The organism is Centipeda noxia ATCC 43541, assembly GCF_000160555.1.
Taxonomy (GTDB): Bacteria; Bacillota; Negativicutes; order Selenomonadales; family Selenomonadaceae; genus Centipeda; species Centipeda noxia.
The window spans coordinates 340784-365367 of record NZ_GG749280.1; the positions used below are offsets into that span (position 1 = coordinate 340784).

General features: G+C 57.2%; 15 protein-coding genes and 3 tRNA genes. 1 reads left to right on the forward strand and 17 read right to left on the reverse strand.

The genetic code is table 11. The features are described from left to right. Positions 1–48: 48 nt before the first annotated feature. From HMPREF7545_RS05605 to HMPREF7545_RS05665, 13 genes are all read right to left on the reverse strand, one after another. Positions 49–8265 (reverse strand): YDG domain-containing protein, encoded by an 8217-nt coding sequence (locus tag HMPREF7545_RS05605; protein WP_040571230.1) that lies wholly within the window; start codon positions 8263–8265, stop codon positions 49–51. A 132-nt stretch (positions 8266–8397) separates the two neighbouring features. Next, entirely contained in the window at positions 8398–9783 is a 1386-nt protein-coding gene (locus tag HMPREF7545_RS05610; protein ID WP_006694721.1) for a flagellin N-terminal helical domain-containing protein, read from the reverse strand. 227 nt (positions 9784–10010) lie between these two features. After that, positions 10011–13787, reverse strand: a complete 3777-nt coding sequence (locus HMPREF7545_RS05615; RefSeq protein WP_006694723.1) for a PolC-type DNA polymerase III — start codon at positions 13785–13787, stop codon at positions 10011–10013. Next, positions 13784–14359 (reverse strand): lytic transglycosylase domain-containing protein, encoded by a 576-nt coding sequence (locus HMPREF7545_RS05620; protein ID WP_006695846.1) that lies wholly within the window; start codon positions 14357–14359, stop codon positions 13784–13786. The genes HMPREF7545_RS05615 and HMPREF7545_RS05620 overlap by 4 nt, the downstream gene beginning before the upstream one ends. Continuing rightward, positions 14346–14951, reverse strand: a complete 606-nt coding sequence (gene coaE / locus HMPREF7545_RS05625) for a dephospho-CoA kinase (protein ID WP_006694725.1) — start codon at positions 14949–14951, stop codon at positions 14346–14348. The genes HMPREF7545_RS05620 and coaE overlap by 14 nt, the downstream gene beginning before the upstream one ends. A gap of 3 nt (positions 14952–14954) precedes the next feature. After that, positions 14955–17585 (reverse strand): DNA polymerase I, encoded by a 2631-nt coding sequence (gene polA, locus HMPREF7545_RS05630; RefSeq protein WP_006694726.1) that lies wholly within the window; start codon positions 17583–17585, stop codon positions 14955–14957. Further along, positions 17582–18091 (reverse strand): cob(I)yrinic acid a,c-diamide adenosyltransferase, encoded by a 510-nt coding sequence (locus tag HMPREF7545_RS05635; protein WP_006694727.1) that lies wholly within the window; start codon positions 18089–18091, stop codon positions 17582–17584. The genes polA and HMPREF7545_RS05635 overlap by 4 nt, the downstream gene beginning before the upstream one ends. Positions 18092–18167: 76 nt before the next feature. Beyond that, a complete protein-coding gene (gene ndk, locus HMPREF7545_RS05640; protein WP_006694728.1) occupies positions 18168–18581 on the reverse strand; it encodes a nucleoside-diphosphate kinase in 414 nt (137 codons plus the stop codon). Next, the gene (locus tag HMPREF7545_RS05645; RefSeq protein WP_006694729.1) at positions 18581–19111 is read right to left on the reverse strand and encodes a gamma carbonic anhydrase family protein; all 531 of its coding nucleotides are present in this window, start codon (positions 19109–19111) and stop codon (positions 18581–18583) included. Before HMPREF7545_RS05645 ends, ndk begins: the two co-directional genes overlap by 1 nt. A 56-nt stretch (positions 19112–19167) precedes the next feature. Beyond that, positions 19168–20400, reverse strand: coding sequence for a tRNA nucleotidyltransferase/poly(A) polymerase-related protein (locus HMPREF7545_RS05650; protein ID WP_006694730.1), 1233 nt, complete (start codon positions 20398–20400; stop codon positions 19168–19170). Between the two features lie 61 nt (positions 20401–20461). After that, positions 20462–20538, reverse strand: a tRNA-Ile gene (locus HMPREF7545_RS05655). Positions 20539–20611: 73 nt separating this feature from the next. After that, positions 20612–20686, reverse strand: a tRNA-Gly gene (locus HMPREF7545_RS05660). A 4-nt stretch (positions 20687–20690) separates the two neighbouring features. Further along, a tRNA-Gly gene (locus HMPREF7545_RS05665) sits at positions 20691–20765 on the reverse strand. A 265-nt stretch (positions 20766–21030) separates the two neighbouring features. Here HMPREF7545_RS05665 and HMPREF7545_RS05670 point away from each other — a divergent pair. Next, a complete protein-coding gene (locus HMPREF7545_RS05670) occupies positions 21031–21360 on the forward strand; it encodes a hypothetical protein (protein WP_006695849.1) in 330 nt (109 codons plus the stop codon). A 333-nt stretch (positions 21361–21693) separates the two neighbouring features. Here HMPREF7545_RS05670 and lptB read toward each other — a convergent pair whose 3' ends face one another. The 4 genes from lptB to HMPREF7545_RS05690 are packed head-to-tail and all read right to left on the reverse strand — an operon-like array spanning position 21694 to position 24574. Further along, positions 21694–22413 (reverse strand): LPS export ABC transporter ATP-binding protein, encoded by a 720-nt coding sequence (gene lptB / locus HMPREF7545_RS05675; protein WP_006694733.1) that lies wholly within the window; start codon positions 22411–22413, stop codon positions 21694–21696. Between the two features lie 12 nt (positions 22414–22425). Continuing rightward, entirely contained in the window at positions 22426–23121 is a 696-nt protein-coding gene (locus HMPREF7545_RS05680) for an LptA/OstA family protein (protein ID WP_006694734.1), read from the reverse strand. Then, positions 23118–23660: an LPS export ABC transporter periplasmic protein LptC gene (lptC, locus tag HMPREF7545_RS05685; RefSeq protein WP_006694735.1), complete on the reverse strand. Its 543-nt coding sequence runs from the start codon at positions 23658–23660 to the stop codon at positions 23118–23120. The genes HMPREF7545_RS05680 and lptC overlap by 4 nt, the downstream gene beginning before the upstream one ends. Next, positions 23660–24574, reverse strand: a complete 915-nt coding sequence (locus HMPREF7545_RS05690; RefSeq protein ID WP_006695850.1) for a lysophospholipid acyltransferase family protein — start codon at positions 24572–24574, stop codon at positions 23660–23662. Before HMPREF7545_RS05690 ends, lptC begins: the two co-directional genes overlap by 1 nt. Positions 24575–24584: the final 10 nt, after the last annotated feature.

Consider the following 24584-nt stretch of genomic DNA (forward strand, 5'->3'; position numbering starts at 1 on the left):
CTCAATCCGGTGACGGGGCGTTTCCTTTTACAATTTATTTTTCAATACTCAGCCGAATACCTCGCTGACGATGGCGAATACCGCACGATCCGTCACAAGGATATCCGACTTGCTGAGATCCATGCCGTCCATCGTCATATTGACGGAGGGCGTCCGATAGGCGACCTCTGCCTCGGCGTCGCGGCCGAAGTGTCCGCTTTGATCCATCGAAGCATTCTCGTAGGCGTACTCATTCGGGATCATCCTGCTGGTCTGCGTGAGTTCCTTATAGTACTCCGCATCAGGCGTATAGTAGGCGGGACGCGGCGAACGAATCTCTCCGAGTCCCTTTGCCGCAGATGCAAGGGTATAGTTTCCGGCATCTGCGCCATTGAGCGTGAGATTCGAATAATTGATCCAGTTCTTCTGCGGGGTGCCGTTAATAACAGCCGTTGTCCCGTCGCCGTCGATCTCCGGACTCTGGAACGACTCTGTGTGGGTTGCAAGCGTGAGGTCATCGCCTGCAGCGACAGCCCCAAACTCAAATCCGACTGCGGCAGGATCAACATCCGTCGTGCCGTCGTAGACCTTCGTAATCTTCCGGAACGAACCCGAAAGATCCTTCGGCGTGATCTTGCCCGCCGCCGAAAGTGTGAGTCCATCCTCCGCATTCACGGTCACAGCTCCGTTCTTAAGGGAATAGTTGCGCGCATTGCCGCCCATGATGCCGATCTCATAGCGAATAGCCTTGTCGATCACGTTGTTGAAAGGATCGCGCCGAACATTTTTATCTGCCCTCGCATTCCCATCGTCGAGGTAGTTCGACTTGATATCGAAACGCGTCCCATCCGTGGTGACGAGCTTCTTGTCTGCTGTCGAGCCGTCCGCGTACTTAACGTTGCCGTTTGCGTCAATATCCGTCAGTGCATTCCAGTTCTTTGCACCGTCTTTGAGCGCAGCCCCACCATCATAGACCTTGTCAATGCCGGAGCTCTGCACGAGGTCCAGTTCCAGTGTGCGGCGCTTAATCTTCCCCAGCCCTGTTGCCGATCCTCCGTCTTCGAGATTCATCCCATTCAGCGTATAGTTTCGGAGCAAATTCCTATGCCCCGCATCCGTCGTTGCCGTAAGATCATATGCGACGCGCTCGGCCTCAAAGGCATTGGCCGTCTCCGTCTTCCCGTCTGCCTTTGTGAACCTTGCTCCCTTCCCCGGACGTGTATCCAGGGCAAAATGAATATGAGGCGCATCTGCACCGACAAGTTCTCCGGCACCTGGGGAAATTGCCCCAAAGGGGATATTGTCATACTTGCTCGTTCCGTCGTAAATCTTCTCTGCGATGCCGCCGCTGATGTTGAACGTCCCTGGATTGATCGCCTTGCGGCCGATCGTCCCATTGCCGTAACTGTCCTCATCAAACTCGTAGTTCGAGGCATCCGTGCCAAGGGTATTATTCATTGCCGTGCGAAGTCCCTCATAGCGAACGGTCTTCGTTCCGGCATTCGGATCAGACCTAAATACGCCGTTCTCCATTTTGCCGTAGTTGCTCGTCAGTCCGCCGAGATTGGTAAGCTTGTTGGAGCTGTCAGCAATATTCGTATGATCTCTGTTCAGCACAGCCGCATCGGCAGCCGAAACAAACGGGTTGATCGTTGCATTCGCTGCTGACCCGTCATACTCCTTCGACACATCGGCAAAGTTCACCTTGACTGTACGCTTCTCGATCGTGTTGTTAGCGGTCGAGAATGTGCCGTTGTTGTCTGTGCCGCCGTATTTCAGATTGTAGTTGCCGGCATTCGCAGGATCGATATGCAGCGTGTAGTTCACGCTCTCGCCCGTGCGTACATTCTTACGCGCATATGCCGCAGTTGTCGTGTAGAATGCACCATCATTTCCGGTGAGTCCTGTGAGCTGGATCAGCTCATTCGCATTCGTGACAACATTCCCTGCGGAGTCCTTTGCAACGCCGACCACATCCCGCAATGCGTCGTAGGTCTTCGTGAGGGGACTCTTGACCGTCGCGGTGACGTCCTTTTTCGTGATGATCCCATTGCCGTGCGTCTCGAATGAGTCTGCTCCCTGCGCGAGCGAGAAGTTCCCCGTCCCCGAGGTGTCCGTATAGCTCAGCTTATACGTGACGCGGTTCGCAGCTCTGCCGCCGTCAACGTCCTTCGTATCGTATTTTGCCTCGACGAGATTCAGATTGCCAAGGATGTTCACCGGCGGAGCACTGCCGACCGTCACCGTCGCCCCGGTGATATAGTTGGTCTTCAGGACACCGAGATCGGTCGAATCACCATGCTTGACCGCCATTGTCCCATCATAGACCTTTTCCGCCTGATTCGTCGTAAAGTGAACCGACGAGCCGTTCAGCCGGAACGGGGTGATTTCACCCTGTCCTTTTGCAGTTGCGTTGAGGTGATAGTTCCCCGCGTCTGTGCCCGTGAGGCTGAGATTTGTATAGTTGACCCAGTTCTTCTGCACGCTGCCGTCAATCATCAGGGTTGTGCCGTCACCGTTGACGTTTGCGCTCTGGAACACTTCGTTATGCGTGGCAAGGCTGACGGTATCGCCCGCAATGACCGCACCCGTCTTAAAGCGGACCCGCAAAGAGGGAACATTCGTCGTCCCGTCGTATTCTTTTGTTACCTTGTCAAACGCACCCGAAAGATCCTTCGGCGTGATCTTGCCCGTCGCCGAAAGCTTTAGACCGCTCGCTGCACTTGTAGTGCCATCGAAGGAGTAGTTGTTCACATCCCCGCCTGTAATGGCAATGTTGTACTGAATTTTCTTATCGTCAACGACAGTACCGTTGTACTTGACGTCCTTATCATCTAACGTATTGGCATCGTTGCGGTAGCTCGACGTGATGGCAAAGCTCGTTCCGTCGGTCGTGACAAGTTTATCCTTCGCCGTCGAACCGTCCACATACTTCACATTGCCCAAGCTGTCGTTATCGGTCAGCTTGTTCCAATGCTTCGTATCCGTATCACGCAATGTTGTTTCGCGGTCATATTCCTTATTGATGCCGGTCTTCTGCACGAGATCAAGGCTCAGCACACGGCGCGTGATCTCGCCGTCGCCCGATGCCGTCAGATCACCCGCCTCGAGATTTTTCCCATTCAGCGTATAGTTCCGCAGTGTCTCGGCATTGCCCGCTGCAGTGACATGATAGGCAACCTTCCTCGCATCGGCGACGTTTTTCGTCTCCGTCACGCCGTCGTTTTGGGTAAATTTTGCCCCCTTCGTATGGTCAATGGCAAAGGTGATCACGTCGCCGGCGATAATCTCGCCCGTATCCGCCTCAAGGGTACGTCCCGGCGCGACGGTGTATTTGCTGGTGCCGTCGTAGACCTTCGTCGCCTTGCCGCCGCTGACCTTGAACGTCGCGCCGTTAATCTCCTTACGGGTGATTGTCCCCTTGCCGTAAACGGTCTCATCGACCTCGTAGTTGTCCTTCACCGCGCTGAACTTATTGTCAAACGCAGTCTTCATCTTCTTGTACCGAACATCGTGCTTGGTGCCGTTGCTCGCGTTCACATTCTCGGCAAAGGCAGCACCCGTACCGCGCCCGTAGCTGCTGAGGGTCGGATCACCGGTCAGCTGAGTCCGATACTCCGCCTGCAAATCAGCGGCAGTGACACCGTCCGCACCAAGGATTGTATTGTTGACGGCAATATCTGCCTGCGCCCCCGTGATCTGTGCAACCGAAGCAGAATTATTCGCCGCACTCCGATCATATCTCTTAGAGGTCTCGCCCATTGTGATATTCAGCTTGCGCGGGGTGATTGTTCCCGCATCGGCAACGGACCCAAGTGCTGCCGTAACGGTCTTGTTATCCCCCGAGCCGCTCGCTGTACTGATGACATGGTTGCCGGCATCCACAATCTGATAATCATCCGCATATTTCCCTGTGAGTTGTGCTGTATAGTTGACGGACTTCTTGATGATATTGCCGCTCATATCACGCGCGACATTCTTGTCCGCATAGGAGGCGGTAGAAGTGTTCACCGGCTGACCGCTTGCATCATTGATCAGCGCGAGGTCAACGATGCCGCTCCCGCGTTGAATGTTTCGATTGCCGTCGGTGTGCTCTGCCATTCCGTCGTAAACCTTCGTGATTTCCTTCGTCACCGCCTGAATCTGTGCAGGAGTAATACGCCCTGCTGCTGTCACATGTGCAGGGTTGTTCGTATCAACTCTTTCGAGGTCACGCTCATGACCGGCTGCGCCGAACGTATAGTTCGAGAGCGGGTTGTGCTCCTCATCGGTCGTCTGCGCCACGATATCATAGGCGACGTAATGTCCTGCCGCAACATGGGAGGTCCTGTTCACACCTGCAGCATCCTCGGTAAAGTGTGCTGTCGTATTCGGCACGAGCGCAAAGGTCACCTTGTTCTGATCACGTGCAACGATGCCGGTGTCGCCCAGCGCCGGTGCATTCGCCGAGAGGTAGATCTCATTGCCCGGGGTATATGCCGATGTGCCATCGTAGACCTTCTCCGCCGCGGCGAGCGTGTTGTCGCTCTTCTTGTAAACATTAATCCCACTGGGATCAATGCGGCGGCGCATGATCTTGCCGTTGCCGTATTGTTTATTCGCAAGTGTATAGTTTGTGCCAAGCGAGTTGGAAAGGCCTGCATACTCCACAGAGCGGTCGCCTGCATTCCAATTTTCTGCAAAATTTCCCACTTTGGTATCGCCATAGCGGCTGGTGACACTCGCCGTATTGAGATTTGCAATGCCGAGGTGATCAGCATTCAAAACCTCTTTATTGAGCCCGTCGTCCAGATCATTTGCTGTGATCTCGAGATTCGAAGACGTGCCGTCATAAATCTTCGCAACATCGGCAAATTTCACCGTGACTGCGCGCGGCGTGATAATGCCTGTGTATGTGCCCGTCAGGGTGCTCGATGACTGTGCGGGAAGAGCCCCCTCTGTCCCAAGGGTATAATTGTCTGAGTTCGCACCCGTGCCGGGGTCAAAGGATGCCGTATAGGTTACGGCCTGCGTTGTTGGGCTATTCCCATTCAACACAACATTCTTCGTCGCGTACTTCGCCGTCGAGGTATTTGTGCGCGTATCGGAGCCGACAAAGCCGGAAAGCGCAACAAGTGCATCGCCCTTGATGATATTGCGCCTGCCGTCGGTCTGTGCCTCCATTGCGTCGTAGGCCTTCGTGATCTGGTTGTTCACAACCGTCGCCGTGAGTGCCTTCGGCATGATTTTTCCTACGCCCGAAGCGCTGAATGTATTCTCCAGATTTTTCTTGGTTACGCCGTCCGTGTCGAGCACATAGTAATCAGAGAGCAGATGACCTCCATACGTATCCGTGTGATCGTCCGCTTGTCCCTTCGCCGTATAGGCGACCTTCGCCGACGGCCGCACATCACTCGTACGGTTGCCGCTGCTGTCAGTGAAGTGAGCCCCCCCTGCAAGCTGGAAAGTAATATGCCCTTGATCGCGCGTAACAATGCCCGTATCCGGATCAGTCGAAGCCCCCTCGTTCGAGGACAGGTAGAGCCCCGCGCCCGGCGTATAGGTATCGGTCCCGTCATAGACTTTAGTCGCCGATGCCTCCGTATTGTCGCTCTTATAGACAGTAAAGCTGTCACGCGCAATCTGACGTCGGGTGATATCTCCGTTGAGATAGATTTTCTCATCTGCAACAGCAGTCTTTGTCCCTCCGTCGGGAGTGTAATAGAGGTCGTAGTTCACGCTGTCGGGACGTGCTGCCCTGTCCAGTCCCACATTCGTATACCGGAGCTTGTGGCTGCCGACATGAACCTGCGCTGTCCCTGATGTATCTGTATAGGTCGGATCAGCAATATTTTTAAGTGTGACCGTATCAAGAGCGCCATTGTCATCCGTCATGAGCGTGCCGTCGGATGTACCGTCGGTGATCGTATCATTCAGCTGAATGTTCTTCGTGCCCGTCGACTGCTTCATATCGTCATCTGCGACGACATCTGTCCCATCGTAGATCTTATCCGCCGCCTTCGACTTGGCGATTGTGAGATAGAGCGGTGCCGGCGTGATCATCGCCTTGCCCGTAAGAGTATTGATGGAGGAAGTGTCAAAATGGTAATTTCCCGCATCGGCTCCGCTGAACGTAATCGTTCCGCCAAAGGTAACATCCTTTTTCCCATAGGTGGTGCCGTCGGCGTTGCGGACAACATTCTTATCCGCCATCTCCGCGGTAAAATTCGTTGTATCGAGCATGACGGAGTGCGCGTTAATATCATCTTCCATAAATCCGGATGACGATACACCGCCGTGCTTAAGCGCATGCACGAATGCATCCTTTACGGATTTCTTCCCGTTGTACATCCGTTGGACATCGAGATTGCCGCCCGTCAGCTGTACTTCACGCTGACCGATAGTGACGTTGACTCCGCGCAGATTCGGACCATCTTGATCGGACCAGAGGATCGCCTTTGTCCCTGCGTTTCGGACACCGTTCGCCCTGTCGAAGTCTTTGGTCATTCCTACGTAGTCGTGGACTTTATTCTCATCGACAATCCCGCTGTAGACAACATTCGATTTATCGCCCGCAGATGTATTGGGCGTGCCAACGATCTTGACATAATGGCTGTTGTAGGTCAGTCCCGCGACATCCGCGCCATGGTTCGACTGGATGGCGGCAGCCGATGTATCTGCCGCAGATTGATCCGATTTAAAGTAGCGGTAGTTGTACGTTGCAGTCGCCGTCCCGCTCATAAACGCCGTCAGCATCGGAAGTGTCCGCCCCTCATAGATACGCCACTTTGCGCCGAACTCACCCGTGTTGTTGATATCATTTCCCCATGCGGAATAGGCACCGACTGTCGCAGCGGAATGAGCCGTTGCAGCCGGGTTTTTTACCTCTTTTGCCTGATCTCCCGTAATGAGATAGGTGCCGTATATCGTTGTCCCCGGCGCTCCCGGTGCACCATAAGTTAACGCAGTATCATTGGATACAAAATCAGTGGTCTTCGCATAGGAGTTTGTTATCGTGGTTCCCTGCGCAGGTTGAATTATATGGATAAAGTATGTTCGGGTTCCATTGATAGGTGAAGCCTCTGTATATGTATCACGAATGACGGTTCCCGATTCGGTTCTTCCCGCAATCCCTGCACCGTCAATTTTTACTTTGCTGTAAGAGCCCTCAATCTGCGTATCTCGTGTAATTCCAATAAGTCCGCCATGGCGCTGAGCTCTCCCGGTTACAGTGGAATCCGATACATATACATTTTTTAATGTTGTTCCGCCTTTTGATTCTACCGCAAGGCCTCCGGCCAAAGCACTGGGAGTCCCTTGTATATTTGCCTTGGCTATGCCGAAATTATATATGCTTGCTCCCTCAAGTGTATCAAAGAAACCCGCGCGAGCAGCACTTGTAACTGTAAAATTGCGTACCTGAAAGAAATTGCCTTCCACTTTCCCTTTAAAAGGATCTGTATTGCTTCCTATCGGAGTACGTACCTCGCCCCCAAGATCAATGTCCTGCTCGAGCATGTAGTTGCCCGCAAGGCTGGCTGTATCTGTATTGATTGCATCCAGCTCCGTCTTATCCTTGACAAGCTGATAGTAGTTGTCCGCCGCGACAGCAGCCAAGCCGTTCACCTGGTATGCTGCTGCGGCAGGTATCGTGCCGTTCTTGTATCCGATATGCGCATAGCCGCCGTTGGCAGCCGTTTCCGTATGGAGAACGACGGGATTTGTCGCTGTTACGTCTGCCGCATTGAGGAATCGAATATGCGAGCCGTGTACCTCAACACTCGTCGCATTGATCTTGCCCATATTAACGACATCGGCTTTCAATGCGGCGGTTGTGTCCAGCGGTGACGTTCCGCTCGCTTCGAAGGCCGCTCGATTCAGCGTTCCCGTATCCTGTGTGGAGACATAGAGATTCCCGACGTTGATCTCAGCACTCTTGCCAAAGATCACGCCATTCGGGTTGACAATATAGACATTGTTGCCACCCTCGATTTTCCCGTTGATGTTCGAGGTATTCGCGCCTGTGATGATATTCAGATAGTTGTTGGTTTTTGCGCCGCCGTCATACTGAACAAGTTCTCCCTGCTTGACGGAGTAATCCTGCCAATTGATGACATTGTTCAGTGCGGTTGACGTAATCGTGGTCGTCACGGCGTCCGGACGCTGAATATTGATGTTGCTCGCAACACCATGCTCGCCTGTCGGTCCGGCAAATGCAGCTTGCGGAATCAAAAAAGTGCCCGCCATTCCTGCGAGCAGTGCATAGCGCACACGCTGCGATAATTTTCGTGTCCGATGGTTTTTCATTTCCCGCTCTCCCATGTCCGATTGATTCTTATGTAATATATCGGATATTATACCTAGTTTAATAATAGCATATACAAAGTCTAAAAACAAGAAATTCCTCCAATAGTCCTAGGACCATTGGAGGAATCTTAATTACTGAAGGAGACTGAGGACTGCGCTGGAATTCTGGTTGGCCTGTGCAAGCATTGCCTGTGCCGACTGTGTGAGCACGTTATGCTTCGTATATGCAGTCATTTCCTTTGCCATGTCCGCATCGCGAATCGTGGACTCGGATGCCTGCACGTTCTCCGAAGCAGTGGTAAGGTTGCTGCTGGTATAGCCGAGACGGTTCTGCAGTGCCCCGATCTCAATCGCCTGATCGGTCGCCTTGATAAGGGCATTCTGGAACACATTGATCGCCGCATTTGCAGCTTCCCTCGTGGTCACTTGGACCTTTGGTCCTGCTCCGACCACATCGATCCGGTGGCCGGAGGGATGGATAATGGCGGTGCGGTCCCACCCCTGTCCATTGGGGGCCTGCAGTCCGAGTGCCGCTGAGCGCATATCGGTAAACCCTGCTCTAATCGCCTGGTTCGCTCTTGTCCCCGTCTGAAGTACAAGTGAATTGTCGGGGGATGGGTTCTGTGCCCGCACCGTCTCGCGAAAATCATCGAGAACGGCATTGACTTCGTTCCGCATGTTCCCTCTACTATCCGTCACACGGAAGGTGATCCCGGCGATCTGATGATCCGCCCCTTCATGCGAAGCACGAATCGTAATGCCCGGCTTATTGTCCGGTGTATATACTCTCTTGCCGTATGCGTCTATCCCGACCCAAGCATCGTTGCCAAAGTAGCCGGCATGTGAATTTGTAATAATATCTATGGCATCAGACAGCGTCGTTGTATCCCCGATCGGAGAAATCGATCCCGTATACGTAACACCGTTCATTACCCACGACGCCGTGATCGTGTCCGATGGATGAATACCCACATCGTTGCCGTCGCGGCGTTTCAGCTCCGTCAGGAAGTCGCTGGGATCCGTAGTCGTTGCGAGGCTCATGTTGGTAAAGCTCGTTGCTGTCCCCAACCCGTTGTTCCCGGCCACGAGAGAGTTCTTCGATCCGTCCACGAGATATTTTCCATTATAGGTCGTCAGCGCATTGTCATCGATCTGGTCGATGAGACGATCGACTTCCTTCTGGATGAGCCTGCGGTCTTCGTCGGTGTTCGTATCGTTCGCCGCGTTGATCGCCTTCTCCTTGAGGGTCTTTAAGATCTCGATTGTGGACTGCACAGCACCCTCTGCCGTCCGCAGAAGCGCAGAGCCGTTCATCGTATTGTCGTTGTCCTGATCGAGGGCACGCACCTGCACGCGCATCCGCTCGGAGATCGCCATTCCGGAGGCATCGTCGCCGGCGCTGTTGATCTTCATGCCCGAGGAGACCTTCTGCAGGCTCTTCGACAGTTCGCTCTGATTCTTGTTAAGCGTGTTGAGCGTATTCACCGCCTGCATATTGTTCTTGACCACCATCGCCATAAAGACTGCCTCCCTGACTGTTGTCTATGGTTTTGTTCTATGATTGCACAAATAGACGGAGATCTGCCGTCTTGCAAAATATATCGGAGAAATACGCGTACAGCTTAAGTTTATTCGGAGAGATTTTCCTGCGCTGCAAAGCAAAAAGAGCGATGTCTTCCAAAAGCATCGCCCCCGCAGCAATAAAATCCTTTGATGCAAAAGTCCCCGCCCCAAGAAGACGGCGTCTACGCGAACAGCTCCACTTGATTGCTCTCGGTCATGCCGTCGAGGCAGCCGTGCGCCCGAAGGACGTCAATCGCAGGCGCGGGCACATGTGCGCGCGCGGCGAGATCCTCAATGGAGATGAAATGCCCGTACTTGCGCGCCTCGACGATGGCCTGCGCAGCCTTTTGCCCCATGCCGGGGAGTGCCGTAAACGGCGGGAGGAGCGACTTTTCGCGGAGAATGAATTTCTCCGCATCGGACTCGTACAGATCGACCGGCTCGCAGGAGTAGCCGCGCAGGTACATCTCCCATGCCAGCTGGAGCACAATGAGGATGTCCTGCTTCTTGTTGTCCAGTTTGCCGCGGTGCTCGCGCGCCTCGGCATTCAGCGCATCGATCGCCTGCTTGACCGCCGTCTGTCCCTTCGCGATGATGTTCGCATCGAACTCATCGGCGCGGATGGAAAAGTATGCGGCGTAGTACGCGAGCGGATAGTGCACCTTGCAGAAGGCGATGCGGTAGCCCATCATGACGTAGGCCGTCGCATGGGCACGCGGGAAGAGATATTTGATCTTCTGGCAGGACTCGATGTACCACTCGGGGATGCCGCCTGCACGCAGCTTCTCGACGACATCGGGCGCGATGCCCTTGCCCTTGCGCACGTTCTCCATGGTCTTGAACGAGAGCAGCGGATCGATGCGGTTCTGCATGAGGTAGTTCATGATGTCGTCGCGCGCGGAGATGGCATCCTTCAGCGTGCTGGTGCCTGCCTTGATGAGATCCTGCGCGTTGCCGAGCCAGACATTCGTGCCATGGGAAAATCCTGAGATGCGCACGAGATCGGCAAAGCAGTCCGGGTTCGAATCGTCGATCATCTTCTGTGTGAACGAGGTGCGAAACTCCGGGATGCCGTACGTGCCCATATTTGCGCCGAGTTCCTCGGGACGGATGCCGAGAGCCTCAGTCGAGGTGAAGATGGACATGGTGGCGGGATCGTCGAACGGAATGGTCTCAGGGTCGCGGTGCGTGAGTTCTTCGAGCATCTTAATGACGGTCGGATCATCGTGCCCGAGAATGTCGAGCTTAACAAGGCGCTCGCTGATGGAGTGGTAATCGAAATGCGTCGTCAGCGTGTCCGATTCCATATTGTTCGCGGGGCGCTGGATGGGCGTGAAGTAGTGCACGTCCATATTGCGCGGCACAACCATGATGCCCCCCGCATGCTGTCCCGTGGTCGCCTTGACGCCCATACAGCCGCGCATCATGTGCTCGATGTAGGGGCGCCCCTTTGTCTCGCCCTGTTCCTCATAGTAGTGCATGGCATAGCCGTAGGCGTTCTTGTCCTGCAGGCCCGAGATGGTGCCCGCACGGAAGACGTTCATCTTGCCGAAGAGAACCTCGGTATATTTGTGTGCTACAGGCTGATAGTCGCCCGAGAAGTTGAGGTCGATATCCGGAACCTTGTCCCCGTCAAAGCCAAGGAAGACCGCAAATGGGATGTTGTGTCCGTCCTTGGTGAGCGGCGTGCCGCAGACAGGACAGTCCATGGGCGGCAGATCAAAGCCGCTCCCAACCGAGCCGTCGTCAATGAATTTATTGTACTGGCAGTGCCGGCAGCGGTAGTGCGGCGGCAGCGGGTTGACCTCGGTGACGCCGATCATGGTGGCGACAAAGGAGGAGCCGACAGACCCGCGGGAGCCGACGAGATAACCGTCGTCGTTGGACTTCTTGACGAGGCGCTGAGCGATGATGTAGAGCGCAGAGAAACCATGCCGGAGGATCGGCTTCAGCTCGAGTTCGAGGCGGTCGGCGACAATCTGCGGCAGGTTCTCGCCGTAGAGTTTGCGCGCGCGCGCATAGGACATCTCCTGGATCTCGCGGTCGGCGCCGGGCACAGTCGGCGCATAGAGTTCGTCGGGGATGGGCAGGAAGTGCTCGACCTCGTCGGCGATGCGGCGCGGGTTCGCAACGACGCACTCATAGGCGCGCTCCGCGCCGAGATAGTCGAACTCGGCGAGCATCTCGTCCGTCGTACGCAGATAGAGCGGCGGCTGCCGCTCTGCGTCACGGTAGCCGTTCGCCTTCTGCAGCATCGCGCGGTAAACGGCATCTTCGGGATTGAGAAAGTGCACATCGCAGGTTGCAATGAGGGGTTTGTTCAGTTTCTTTGCGAGTGCGTCCACTTTGCGGTTGATGTCTCTGAGGTCTTCGTCCGTGTGAATCGGGAAACGGTCGTCGATCTTCAGGAAGTCGTTGTTATGGATGGGCTGGATCTCGAGGAAGTCGTAGAATTTTGCAATCTCCTCAAGTTCCTCATCCGGGCGTCCCGCAACGATGCCGCGGATAAGCTCGCCTGCCTCGCACGCAGAGCCCACGATGATTCCCTCACGGTACTGCTCGAGCACAGCGCGCGGCACACGCGGCCGGCCGCGCTTCTTCGTCCCGCGGAAGTAGCGGATATGCGACAGCGAAACGAGTTTGTAGAGATTGTAGAGCCCCGTCTTATTCTTCGCAAGGAAAATGATGTGATAGGCACGCGCGTCGTCGCTGCTGTCGACGAGGTAGCCCTCCATCCCGTAGATGACCTTGATATCGACGCCTTTCTTCTTGAGTGCACGCGCCGTATTCATAGCCTCCGGGAATGCCTGCACGACGCCGTGATCGGTGATGGCAACGGCGGGCCAGCCCCAGCGTGCCGCCGTCTCGACGAGCATCTTCGGCGGAACGACGGCATCGAGCGCGCTCATCTTCGTATGGGCGTGGAGCTCGACGCGCTTTTCCTCCGCGGTATCCTCGCGCTGCGGCACTATGCGCCGCTCCATGCTGTCGATGAAGAGCACGTAGTCGCTGATGAATTTGTCGTATTCGATTTTGCCCTGAATCCGGACGGAACATCCCTTGCCGATCGCCTTCAAGATGCGCTCGACCTCCGCATCAACCTCCTCCTGGGTGGTCTTGCCGCGTGCCCCGATGAATTTCTTGCATGCGATGCCGTTTGTGGCATCGGCAAATTTGAGCAGGAGGATATAGGCGCCGGACTTGAGCTTATTCGCCTGCGGAGCGAAGATCTCGCCCGCGAGCACGACATTCTTGACCTCATCTTCAATCGTGCCGAGTGTCCGTGCCTCGCCCGAAACGCCCCGTCCCACGATGACGCCGGCGGGCAGTTCTTTCTTTTTGCCCGTCTTTGCCCCGCGTGCAGGAGCAGCGGAAGGTTCCGTGCCCTCCTTTTTCACGGGAGCAGGCATGACGGGCGGCGTCCAGTCCGCCCCCGGAAGGTCGCCGTCTACCGCGCACTCCATGCAGACCACGCGGCACGCGCAGCCGATGTTCCCGCGGACGGCATCCTCGATGCGCTTGGCCGCTGCACTCTGCATGAAGAGTTCCGTTCCAAAGTTTCCGGGTACGGAGAGGCGGATGACATTGCCGTCCACTGCATACTCCGATTGGCGCAGCGTATGGAAAAGGGCCGTATCTCCAGCCGCCGCCTCATTGATCACGCGCTCCCAAAGAGGTGCAACGGCGCTTTCGAGAGCAACGACATTCTGCTGAACAAGCGCCTGCGAGAGCTGGTAATTCTCCGCAACCTGCTCAGCGATGCGCTCCAGCAGCTCGTCATCGAGGACGGAGGGGGTGCCGACGACGAGTTCCCACGTATTTTCCTCTGCCGAGACCTCGACATGACGCAGCGTGCACGCACGCAAAAGAGCCCGCTCCGCATCGGAGAGGGCGAGTCCGCGCACAAGGCGGAGGAGCATGTCCTCCGCGCTGGGGAGAATCCGATAGGTCTTGTTCATTCTTCGTAGAGCCTCTTATACTGCTCCCTGTCCTCGAGCACGCGGCGCACATAGAGCCGCGTCTCCGGATAGGGAATCGCCTCGATTTCGTTGAACGTATTGTTCCAGTGCCAGCGCTCCATCCAGTCGCGCACATTGCCGCGTCCCGCATTGTATGCCGCGAGCGCCAGGATATCGTTGCCGCCGAATTCGCGCTCGAGCTCCGCGAGATACCACACACCGTAGCGAATGTTGAACGCGGGATCATAAAGATCGTCCTTGGTGAAGGATTCGCCGAGCTGGCGGGCAATCCACGCTGCCGTCTGCGGCATGAGCTGCATGAGTCCGATCGCGCCGCCGTCGGACTGCGCCTCCGCCTGAAACTTGCTCTCGTGCTTGATGAGCGCTGCGACAAGATAGGGATCCGTATGGTGGCGGGCCGCACTCATCTCAATATAGCTGCGGTAATCGTAGGGATAAATATAGCTGCGCTCCAGCCATGCCCAGCCGCCGAGAAGAGCGAATACGACAGAGGTAACAACCATAAGGCGCAGAAGCAGCCAAAATCCTCTCCGAATATTACGCACGCTCAATGATACGCTCCCTCCAAAGTTCCTTAACGCGCTGCTGCGTCTCTTCCTTCGTCCCGCTGTTGTCGATAATGACATCCGCGCGTGCGCATTTCTCTGCGAGCGGCATCTGCGCGGCAATGCGTGCCCGCGCTTCGCGCTGGCTCATCAGAGGATTCCGCGCACACAGACGCGCAAGCTGCTCCTCCTCCGGGAGCATGACGACCCACGTCTCATCGGGGATCGCATCCCACCCCGCCTCAAAGAGGAGCGGCACATCGAGCACTGCGGCCTTTGCTCCTGCGGCGCGCGCCGCCCCCAACCGGCGCTCTGCCTCAGCACGGATGAGCGGATGTGCAATGGCGTCAACCTCTGCCCGCAGTGCCGGATCGGCAAAGATGAGCCGTGCGATCGCCGCACGGTCGAGCGTGCCGCCGGGGCCCACGATATCTGCGCCAAAGCGCTCCACATAGGCATTAAAGAGCGGCTGCTTCGGCTGGGAGAGCGCATGCGCCGCTGCATCGGCATCGACGATGTATGCACCGAGCGCGCGCAGGGCCTTACTGACGGTGGATTTTCCGCAGGCGATCCCGCCGGTAAGTCCGATGATCTTCACCCGTCACTTCGCCTCCGCCCAGTTCTTTCCGATATGCACATCCACGGCGAGCGGAACGGCGAGCTCCGCCGCACCGCTCATCGCTGTGCGCAGGAGGCCGCTCACCTGCGCGATCTCCGCCTCCGCAGCCTCCAGCACGAGTTCGTCGTGCACCTGCAGGAGAATGCGGCTCTTTACGCCTGCTGCATGCAGGGCATCATGGGCGCGGATCATCGCGATCTTGATGAGATCCGCCGCCGTGCCCTGAATCGGCGTATTCATCGCCATACGCTCGGCAAAGGAACGCTGCATATAATTTCGGCTGTTGATCGCCGAGAGCTCGCGCCGCCGTCCGTAGAGCGTCGTCACATAGCCGTTCGCATGTGCGTCGGCAACCGTCTTGTCGAGGAATTCGCGCACGCCGTGATAGCGTTCAAAGTAGCGCTCAATATACCCCGCCGCCTCCTTGCGCGGGATGCGCAGGTCGCGTGAAAGGCCGTAGTCGCTGAGTCCGTAGACAATGCCGAAGTTGACCGCCTTAGCTCGGCGGCGCTGCTCGCCCGTCACCGCATCGATCGGCACGCCGAACACTTCCGCCGCCGTACGTGCATGAATGTCCTGCCCGTGGCGGAACGCGTCGATGAGCGTCGCATCCCCCGACATGTGTGCGAGGATGCGGAGTTCGATCTGCGAGTAGTCTGCCGAGAGCAGCACATCGTATCCCTCGCCCGGCTCAAAGAGCGCACGTACGGCGCGCCCCTCCTCCGTCCGTACGGGGATGTTCTGCAGATTCGGATCAGAGCTCGAGAGCCGTCCTGTCGCCGTCACCGTCTGGTTAAAGTTCGTGTATACGCGCCCCGTCTCGGGACGGATGAGCGCACCAATACCGTCGAGATAGGTTGAGCGCAGTTTGGTCCACATGCGGTAGGTCAGCACCTTGTCCACGATGGGATGCCGATCGCGCAGCTCCTCCAGCGTCTCGGCATTCGTCGAGTAGCCCGTCTTGGTCTTTTTGATCTTCGTACCCGCCGCCAGTTCAAGGCGCTCAAAGAGAACTTCTCCGAGCTGTTTGGGGGAGCTGATGTTGAACTCCATGCCTGCAAGCGCATGGATCTCCTCCGCGAGCGCATCGATGCGCGCATTCGCCGCTGCGCGCTCCCGTTCGAGCGCCGTACGGTTCACATAGATGCCCGTCTGCTCCATCGCCGCGAGTACGGGGACGAGCGGCAGCTCCACATCCTGATAGAGCGGCAGGAGGCCCGCCTCCGCGAGCGCGGCCTGCAGGGGAGAGTGCAGACGCGCGGCAAGCTGCGCCTCGCGCTCGGCTCTCTGCTCATCCGAAAGATCCGCGGGTGCCTCCGCGGCATCCCCGCACAGCGCAAATGCTGTGCGCTCGATATCACGCCGACTCTCCTCAGGATGAAGGAGATAGTCGCCCAGCTCGAGGTCAAAGGCATCTGCACCGATCGAAAGTCCTGCATGCACGTAGCGCTTTGCGTTCCAAAGGACAACGGGGCGCTCCGCAAGCAGCGCAGTCACCGCATCGAAATGCGCCGTCCCCGCGCGTACAATTCGGCATGCATCCTCATAGACAAGGGCAAGCGCTTCAAGGCGCACAAAAGGAGCTGTTCCGCCGAATACGGCACCGACGGCGATCTCCTCCGCCGCACGGAGTGCCTCCATGTCCGCGGCATCCAAGTCCGCCGCCATAAGATCGGGCACGGCTGCTGCCGTGTTCTCTGCAAAGAGGGACTGCTCCACCGCAGCAGAAGCAGCCGCAGTCGGTTTCAAGTAGTCCGACAGCGTGCGCCAGACCGTGCGCAGTTCGTATTCCCGGCAGAACGCCTCAAGCGCACCAAGATCAGGCCGCATGCGAAAATCCTCCGCCTGATAACGGAGTTTAGGCACATTGCATTCAATTGTCGCAAGCGCTTTCGAGAGAAGTGCCTGATCGCGGTATTCGATCAGCGAGGTGCTGAGCTTTTTCCCGCTGACTTCCGCTGCATGATCGAGAACATTCTCGATGCTCCCGTATGCGATCAGCAGTTTCGTGGCGGTCTTTGGCCCGATGCCCGGCACGCCCGGGATATTATCCGAACTGTCGCCCATCAGCCCCTTCATATCGATGAGGCGTCCCGGCACAAATCCGTACTCCTCCTCAAACACCGCAGCATCATACGACTTCATCTCACTGATGCCCTTTTTCGTCAGCATGACCGTGAGATGCGGACGAATGAGCTGCAGCGCATCGCGGTCGCCCGTCACAACGGCAGTCTCTGTCCCCTCATCTACCGCCTGCGTGCCGAGCGTGCCAATGATATCGTCTGCCTCGTAATGATCGCGCTCCAGGAAAGGGATCCCGAGGGCCTCTGCCAGCTCTTTCAGCAGCGGGATCTGCGCGGTCAGCTCCTCCGGCGTCTTATCCCGCGTTCCCTTGTAGTCCGGGTAGATTTCTGTGCGGAATGTTGTACGGCTCTTGTCAAAGGCAATGACAATCTGCTCCGGCGCAAGCTCCTTCAGCAGCTTCACCAGCATCATGGCAAAGCCGTGCACCGCATTCGTATGGACGCCGCGCGCATTCGGCGGCAGCTGCAGAGCATAGAACGCACGGAAAAAGAGACTGCTCCCGTCCAGGATCGCAAACTGTGTCTTCACCGGCGCGGAATATCCTCGTTCTCAAGGCGCATCAGGATAAAGAGATAGTCCGAGATGCGGTTGAGGTAACGCAGGTCGATGTCCTCCACCGTGCCGCGGCGGGAGAGCGACCATGCACGCCGCTCCGCCATCCGCGCCGTTGTGCGCGCAAAGTCGAGGAACGCCTCCGCCTTCGTCTCGCCCGGCACGAGGAATTTTGTCAGCGGCGGGAGACTGCCCTCGATATTCGTGATCTCAGCCTCGATGGACTGCAGCATCTCCTCCGTAATCATCGGTTCCTGCCCGCGGCTCGCGAAGTCCGCCATGAGTATGCCGAGCTGCTTCTGCAGCTGAAAGAGCAGCTCCTTCACGCGCGCATTCTGAGCGAAGGCGCGTGCCATGCCGATCGTTGCAGTCAGCTGATCGATCGTCCCGTATGTCTCGACACGCAGATCGTCCTTTGCGATCGACTGCCCTGTAAAGAGGCGCGTCTGCCCCTTATCGCCTGTCTTCGTTGTGACGCTCATCCTATTTCCTCCTCTTGCGGATGAATTTGCCCAGCCGCACAGGATGCGTGCAGCCGGGCAGTTAAACTCACTTTTTTTAGAAAATCTCTGTCTCACTGAAGAAGATATGAATCTCGCGCGCAGCGCTCTCCGGACTGTCCGAAGCGTGTACAGCGTTCTCGCTTCCGTCCTTTGCAAAGCGCTTGCGGATGGTTCCCTCCGCCGCATTCGCCGGATTCGTCGCACCATGAAGCTCGCGCACGCGCGCAATCGCATTCTCGCCCGCGAGCACCATGGCAACGAGAGGCGCTCCCGTCATGAACGCGGAGAGCTCGCCGTAGAACGGCTTTGCGAGATGTTCCTCATAGTGGATGCGCGCGATGCGGTCTGTCATCTGCATCATCTTCATCGCGCGGATCTGAAGCCCCGCCTCCTCGTATGCCTTCGTAATATCTCCGATGTGACGCGCCCGTACGGCGTCCGGTTTAATGAGAACCAGTGTCTGTTCCATTACTTCAACTCCTCAACGATACGTTTGTACTCCACGCCAAGATTGGCATAGTTCTCTGCTGCCTCCTGCAGCGCTTCGATTTCATCGTCACGCAGTGCGCGCACGATCTGAGCGGGATTGCCGAACACAAGCGAGTTCGACGGAATCTTCTTATGCTGCGGAAGGAATGTGCCTGCCCCGATCACAACATTTTCGCCGATCTCGGAATAGCCCATCACAATCGAGCCCATGCCGATCAGCGTATTGTCGCCGACGCGGCTGCAGTGCACGACCGCATTGTGTCCGATCAGCACGTTGTTCCCAATGTGGACGGGTACATCGCGCATCACGTGAATGGTCGCATTGTCCTGGATATTCGTATTCTGCCCGATTGTAATCGGCTGAAAGTCACCGCGTACGACGGCGCCGAACCAGACGCTCGAGCCCGCACCGATCGTCACGTCCCCGATGACCGCAGCCATCGGAGCAAGGAATACCGTCGGATCAATCACTGGGGCTTTGCCGCGATAGGGCAGGATCATCTTGTCCATCAATACGCGCCTCCTACTCAGCTTTTACTCTGCTCCGTTTTATTATACCACGCCGATTACTTCTCCAACAAGAATTTTTTCAGCGTGCGGATACGCTCATCGCGCAGCCATCTTCCGATCTCAGCATTATGCAGCGCCGGCGGCGCATTGCTCCCGTCGACGCTGCGCATGACGGCAAGGTATTCCTCCCCGTCTCGGAGGTAATCCGGCAGGCTCCCATGATCCGCACGGATAATGACGTTAAACTCCCGCATCGAAAGCCCCGATGCTGCGACACCGAAAAGAAGATCGACAATTTTGCCGAGATGCGTGAGGCGCGGCGCACGCATATGCTGACGAATGACAAAGGCAGCCGCTTTCTTCCACATGCGCGGGAGCGTCATGCGGCGGTCCCATGCTGCAAGCGCATCGAGGCCCGTCTTCTCATGTCCGTAATGATGCGGCAGCAGTTCCCTCGGCGTCAGGCCCTTGCCGAGATCATGAACAAGCGCAGCAAACCGCGTGCGCACATCCGCCGTCTCCTTGGCAGCGGCATCGACCATCGCCATCGTGTGAGCGAAGGCGTCGCCCTCCGGGTGAAAATCGGTCGGCTGCGTCTGCCCCTCCAGCGCCGCGATCTCCGGAAAGGTCACCGAGAGGAGATCCGCCGCCTGCAGCACGCGAAAAAAGGAGGAAGGACGCTGCGCGGCAAGCGCGCGGTGCAGCTCACCCATAAGGCGCTCTGCCGGTTCATCCTGCAGCTCATCAGCGCAGCTGCGCATATACGCGATGGTCCGTTCCTCTACCATGAATCCGAACTCTGCCGCCTGCCGCGCAGCACGCAGCGCGCGCACCGGGTCCTCTGTAAAGTGTTCGGAGACGGCGCGTATGACGCCCGCCGCAATATCCGCACGGCCGCCGTAGGGATCGAGCAGCACCTCCCCGGGCAGTTCCAGCGCCATCGCGTTCATCGTCGTATCGCGCCGATAGAGATCCTCTTCGATCGTCACAGACGGATCAAATGCAACGGCAAAGCCGCGGTACCCCGTCCCCGCCTTGACCTCTCTGCGCGCAAAAGAGACCTCGCGGCGGCTGCCGTCAATGCGAACATGATAGACCGGAAATGACTTGCCGATCTTCTCCGCGCGCGGGAAAATCGCGCAGAAGTTCTCCTCTGCCATGCCCGTCAGAACATAGTCGACATCCTTTGCCTCCGCATTGCGGAAGCGATCGCGCACGCAGCCGCCCACGCGAAAGACGCGCGCGCCCGCATCCCGCACGGCGCGCACAAAATCTGTTTCCCGCAGCATTGCATGCACCTCCCCGCGAGAAATAAAAAAAGCATCACCTGCGCGATGCTCTCATTTCGATTGGTGGGCCCACTTGGACTTGAACCAAGGACCGACCGGTTATGAGCCGGTTGCTCTAACCAACTGAGCTATAGGCCCCAAACAAATTGGAGAACGCCGAAGAGCTCTCTTCTTCAAAAAAACCTGCGCAGTGCGCAGGTATGGAAAGCGATGGAGCGGAAAACGAGGCTCGAACTCGCGACCCCCACCTTGGCAAGGTGGTGCTCTACCACTGAGCTACTTCCGCAAAATGGAGCGGAAAACGAGGCTCGAACTCGCGACCCCCACCTTGGCAAGGTGGTGCTCTACCACTGAGCTACTTCCGCATCCTACGACAGTTGTGTCAATGAACAGATGTTATTCTAACAAGGGAACGATTTTCTGTCAAGATTATTTTTCGCCGGCCGCACGCCGCTTCGGATGCCAAAGGCGCACAAATTTTCACGCCCTCAGCCGATCGCCTCCGCTTTCCGAACCGATCCTTAGATTTTGATGATTGCTTCGCCGCTCTCAAAAACCATATGGCGGCAAAGTTTTATCTGTGCTATACTGACAACATTATACAATAAATCATCAAAAGGACGGACAGATATGGCACGAATGTTAAGGAAACTGCAGCACAAGGTCGCCCCCCAGGAAAAGAACCCCGCGGAGCGCCCTCCCAGCAAAGACTATATCCTCATCTTCCTCATTATGCTCTCGATTCTGGTCATCGGAGCATCGTGGGAAATATTTGACACCGTCATGCTCTCGATGTATATTCTGCTGACGATCTCGCTCATCCTCACCTATACGCGCCGTCACGCAGCGCATCGTCTCTCCGAGGTGCAGATGATGCTCGTCACGCGCGGCAGCTTCGTCACCATCGGCATGGCCGCCGCCCTCTTTCTCCTCGACGCCTACCGTCGCTACATCGCGTAGGAAAATCAAAATCATCCGTTGAATCGGCGGTTCGAACATCCCCTATAAGGGCCAACTGCTTGTGCAGCACCTTAAAAGGTGCATCGAAGCACACTATTATCGCGGGCTTTACGTCTCCATTTACTGTGTGATAAAATTTTTGCATCATGCATTGACAAGCGCCTCCTATGCTGTCCTTCATTCGTGGTTGTCGGGCCACTCTGGTTCAGCATAGGAGGCGCTCCCTTTTTCTATAAGATTTTTCTCCCCCAGTTAGTTGAACTGGGGGATTTATCATGCCTATTCGGCCTCCATCAAAAAACCGACCTGCGCACGCAGATCGGCTGGATTTTTTCAAAGGCTGAAATTTTCTCCGAGGTAGAATTTCCGCGCGATGGGACTCTCGGCGATGGTCTTGCTGTCGCCCTCGATGAGGAGTTTGCCCTCGCTGAGAAGGTAGACGCGGTCGACGATGTGAAGGGTCTCGCGCACATTGTGGTCGGTGATGAGGATTCCCATGCCGCGCTGGCGCAGGTACTCAATGATCTCCTGGATATCTGCGACGGCAAGCGGGTCAACACCCGCGAACGGCTCATCCAGGAGGATGAATTGCGGCTCAAGCGCAAGGCAGCGTGCGATCTCGACGCGGCGGCGTTCGCCTCCTGAGAGCTCTGTGCCGCGCCGGTCGCGAACATGGCCGATGTGGAACTCCTCGAGGAGACCGTCGAGGCGGTGTTTCTGCTCTGCCTTCGAGAGCTTTGTCGTCTCGAGAATTGCAGCAATGTTCTCCGTCACAGTAAGCTTGCGAAAGATGGACGGCTCCTGCGTTAGGTAGCTGATGCCGAGCTCGGCGCGCCGATACATGGGATAGTCCGTGATGCAGATGTCCGAGAGATAGACATCGCCGTGCGTCGGCTTCTCCAAACCGACGATCATGTAAAACGTCGTCGTCTTGCCCGCGCCGTTGGGGCCGAGGAGGCCGACGATCTCGCCCTTGTCGATGCGGACAGAGATGCGGTCAACGACGGTGCGGCTGCCAAATTTTTTGATGAGATTACGGGATTCGAGATGCAAGACAGCGCCCCCTCACTCGGTCACGGCTTTGCCGTCATCCGCGAGGTAGACGGTCATGTGATTGCTGCGCGCCATGTTGTTGCCCTGAAACACCCACGCATTGCCGTCGAGCACGACGTACGGCCTCTCCGCATTGCCGAAGTAGTTCATGCGGTCGCCGCCGCCCTCCAAATCGCGCGGCGGACTCACAAGGTGCGCATTGCCGACACCGGTAAAGCGGTTCTCCTTGAGCCAGCCCTCGAGACGATCTGCCGAAAGCGTGCCGTCAGCGCTCGTGATTGTGCCGCCCGATGCGGCGAGGAGATAGTCGTTCTGGGCAGGATAATAGTCGGCCTGCGGTCCCGTGAAGGTGCGGTCCGCCTTCACCATGCGGACGCTGCCCGTTGCCTGCCAATGATTCTGTCCCTGCGCAAAGAGCCGGTCGCAGGAAAGCTGCATATCCTCGCGCATCGCACGGACGCCGCCTTCGACGGTGCCCTCCTCGGTCCGTGTGTTGTAGGTGGCACGCGCTCCCTCAACCCAGCCTGTGCCCTGCTCCATGCGGACATTCGCCTCCGCCGTAACAACGCCCGTGCGCGTATCGTAGGTGAGGCTGTCCGCCGTGAGGTTCGTCGGCTCTCTGCCCGGCTGCGCTGCCGATGCCGCCGTGCCGACAGCAGCTGCCGCAAGCAGCAGAAGGACGCCGCGGTACAGTTTCTTCGTCATCATTTTGCCCCACCCTTTTCTACACGTGCGTTTCCTGTAATCGTAAACCTCTCGAATTCATCGGTGCTCGCGATGCGGTCGCCCGTTGCGCGAATGTCGTCGCGCGTAATCTCGGCATCCCCCTCGGCAGTGAGCACGCCCTCTGCCGATGTCCACTTGAGTTCCTGGGCGCGCAGGCTGGCTCCGTCGCTCGTGGTCGCCTCGATGCTGCCCGTGAGCACAATATTGCGCGTCGCGCTGTCCATATGCCCCTCATCCGCCTGCAGTGCGAGCGTACGCCCATCCGCGCTGTAAAAGGTGCCCTCGATCCCCTGCATCGTCGTATCGTTCGTGTCGATGTCGACATTCACGCGCTTTGCCGTGAGCGTCCAGACGGTGCGTCCGTCGCGCTCTTCATGAATCGTATTATTTTCGTAGGACATGATGCGCGGTCCGGACGGGGCATCGGGAGACGGCGTCTCCGGCACGGTCACGATCGCCCAGATGATGAGGCCGAGCAGGAATACGGCGGCGCCGCCGTAGATCATCTTTTTGTGCGTCATCAATCCCCCTCCTCCTGTGCGGCCGATACATGGTGCTTTCCGATCTTCTGCTCCGCAGGAGGAGTGTTCCAACGCTTTTGGAACCAGATCCACTGCGTCGGATTCTCGCGAATGATGCGCTCGACAATCGCCGTCATCTGCACGGTGAATTCATGCAGATCGCGGTCGCTGTCCCCCGTGTTCGGGCAGCGCATGATCTCGCCGACAACGACCCTGTGCTTTCCGTTCGGCTGGCGCAGGATAAATGCCGGAACGACGGGTGACTTGAACTTGCGCGAGAAAACTGCCGGGCCGAGCGGCGTGGACGCCGTACGCCCGAGGAAGTCGATGAACGCGCCGCCGGGGCCTCCGTCCTGATCGGCGAGAAAGCCGAGGAGGCGCCCCCTCTTGAGCGCGCGTGCCGCAGCGATCAGCTCACTCGTCCCGCGCGAGAAGATCTCGACGTGAATGGTCGCACGCAGATCATCGAGCGCGCGTGTATACTGGATGTTCGGCTGCGGCTTTGCGATCGCGCTGACGGGCATCCCGTTCAGTGTAAACGCCGCCGAGAGCCACTCCCAGCAGCCGACATGCCCCGTGAGCACAACGACGCCGCGCCCCTCGGCGAGAGCCTCCTGCATGCGCTCGAGATGGTCGATCTCGATGTAGTCGCTGAGGTTTTTCTCGTTCAGCATCGGCATGGCGAGAATATCAAGAACATTGCGCGCCATATTGATAAAGGAGGCACGCACGAGTTTCTTTGCCTCCGTCTCGTCGATGCCGAGTGCGGGCATCATGTGCTCGACTGCGCGGCGGCGCATCTTTGCAATAAAGAAATAGTAGAGATTGCCGAGCACCCAGCCTGCACCGAGCAGGATCGGCCGCGGCGTGCGGCAGGCAAGCCAGCTCAGGAACATCAGTGTACGATACAGCACGTCTGCCGCA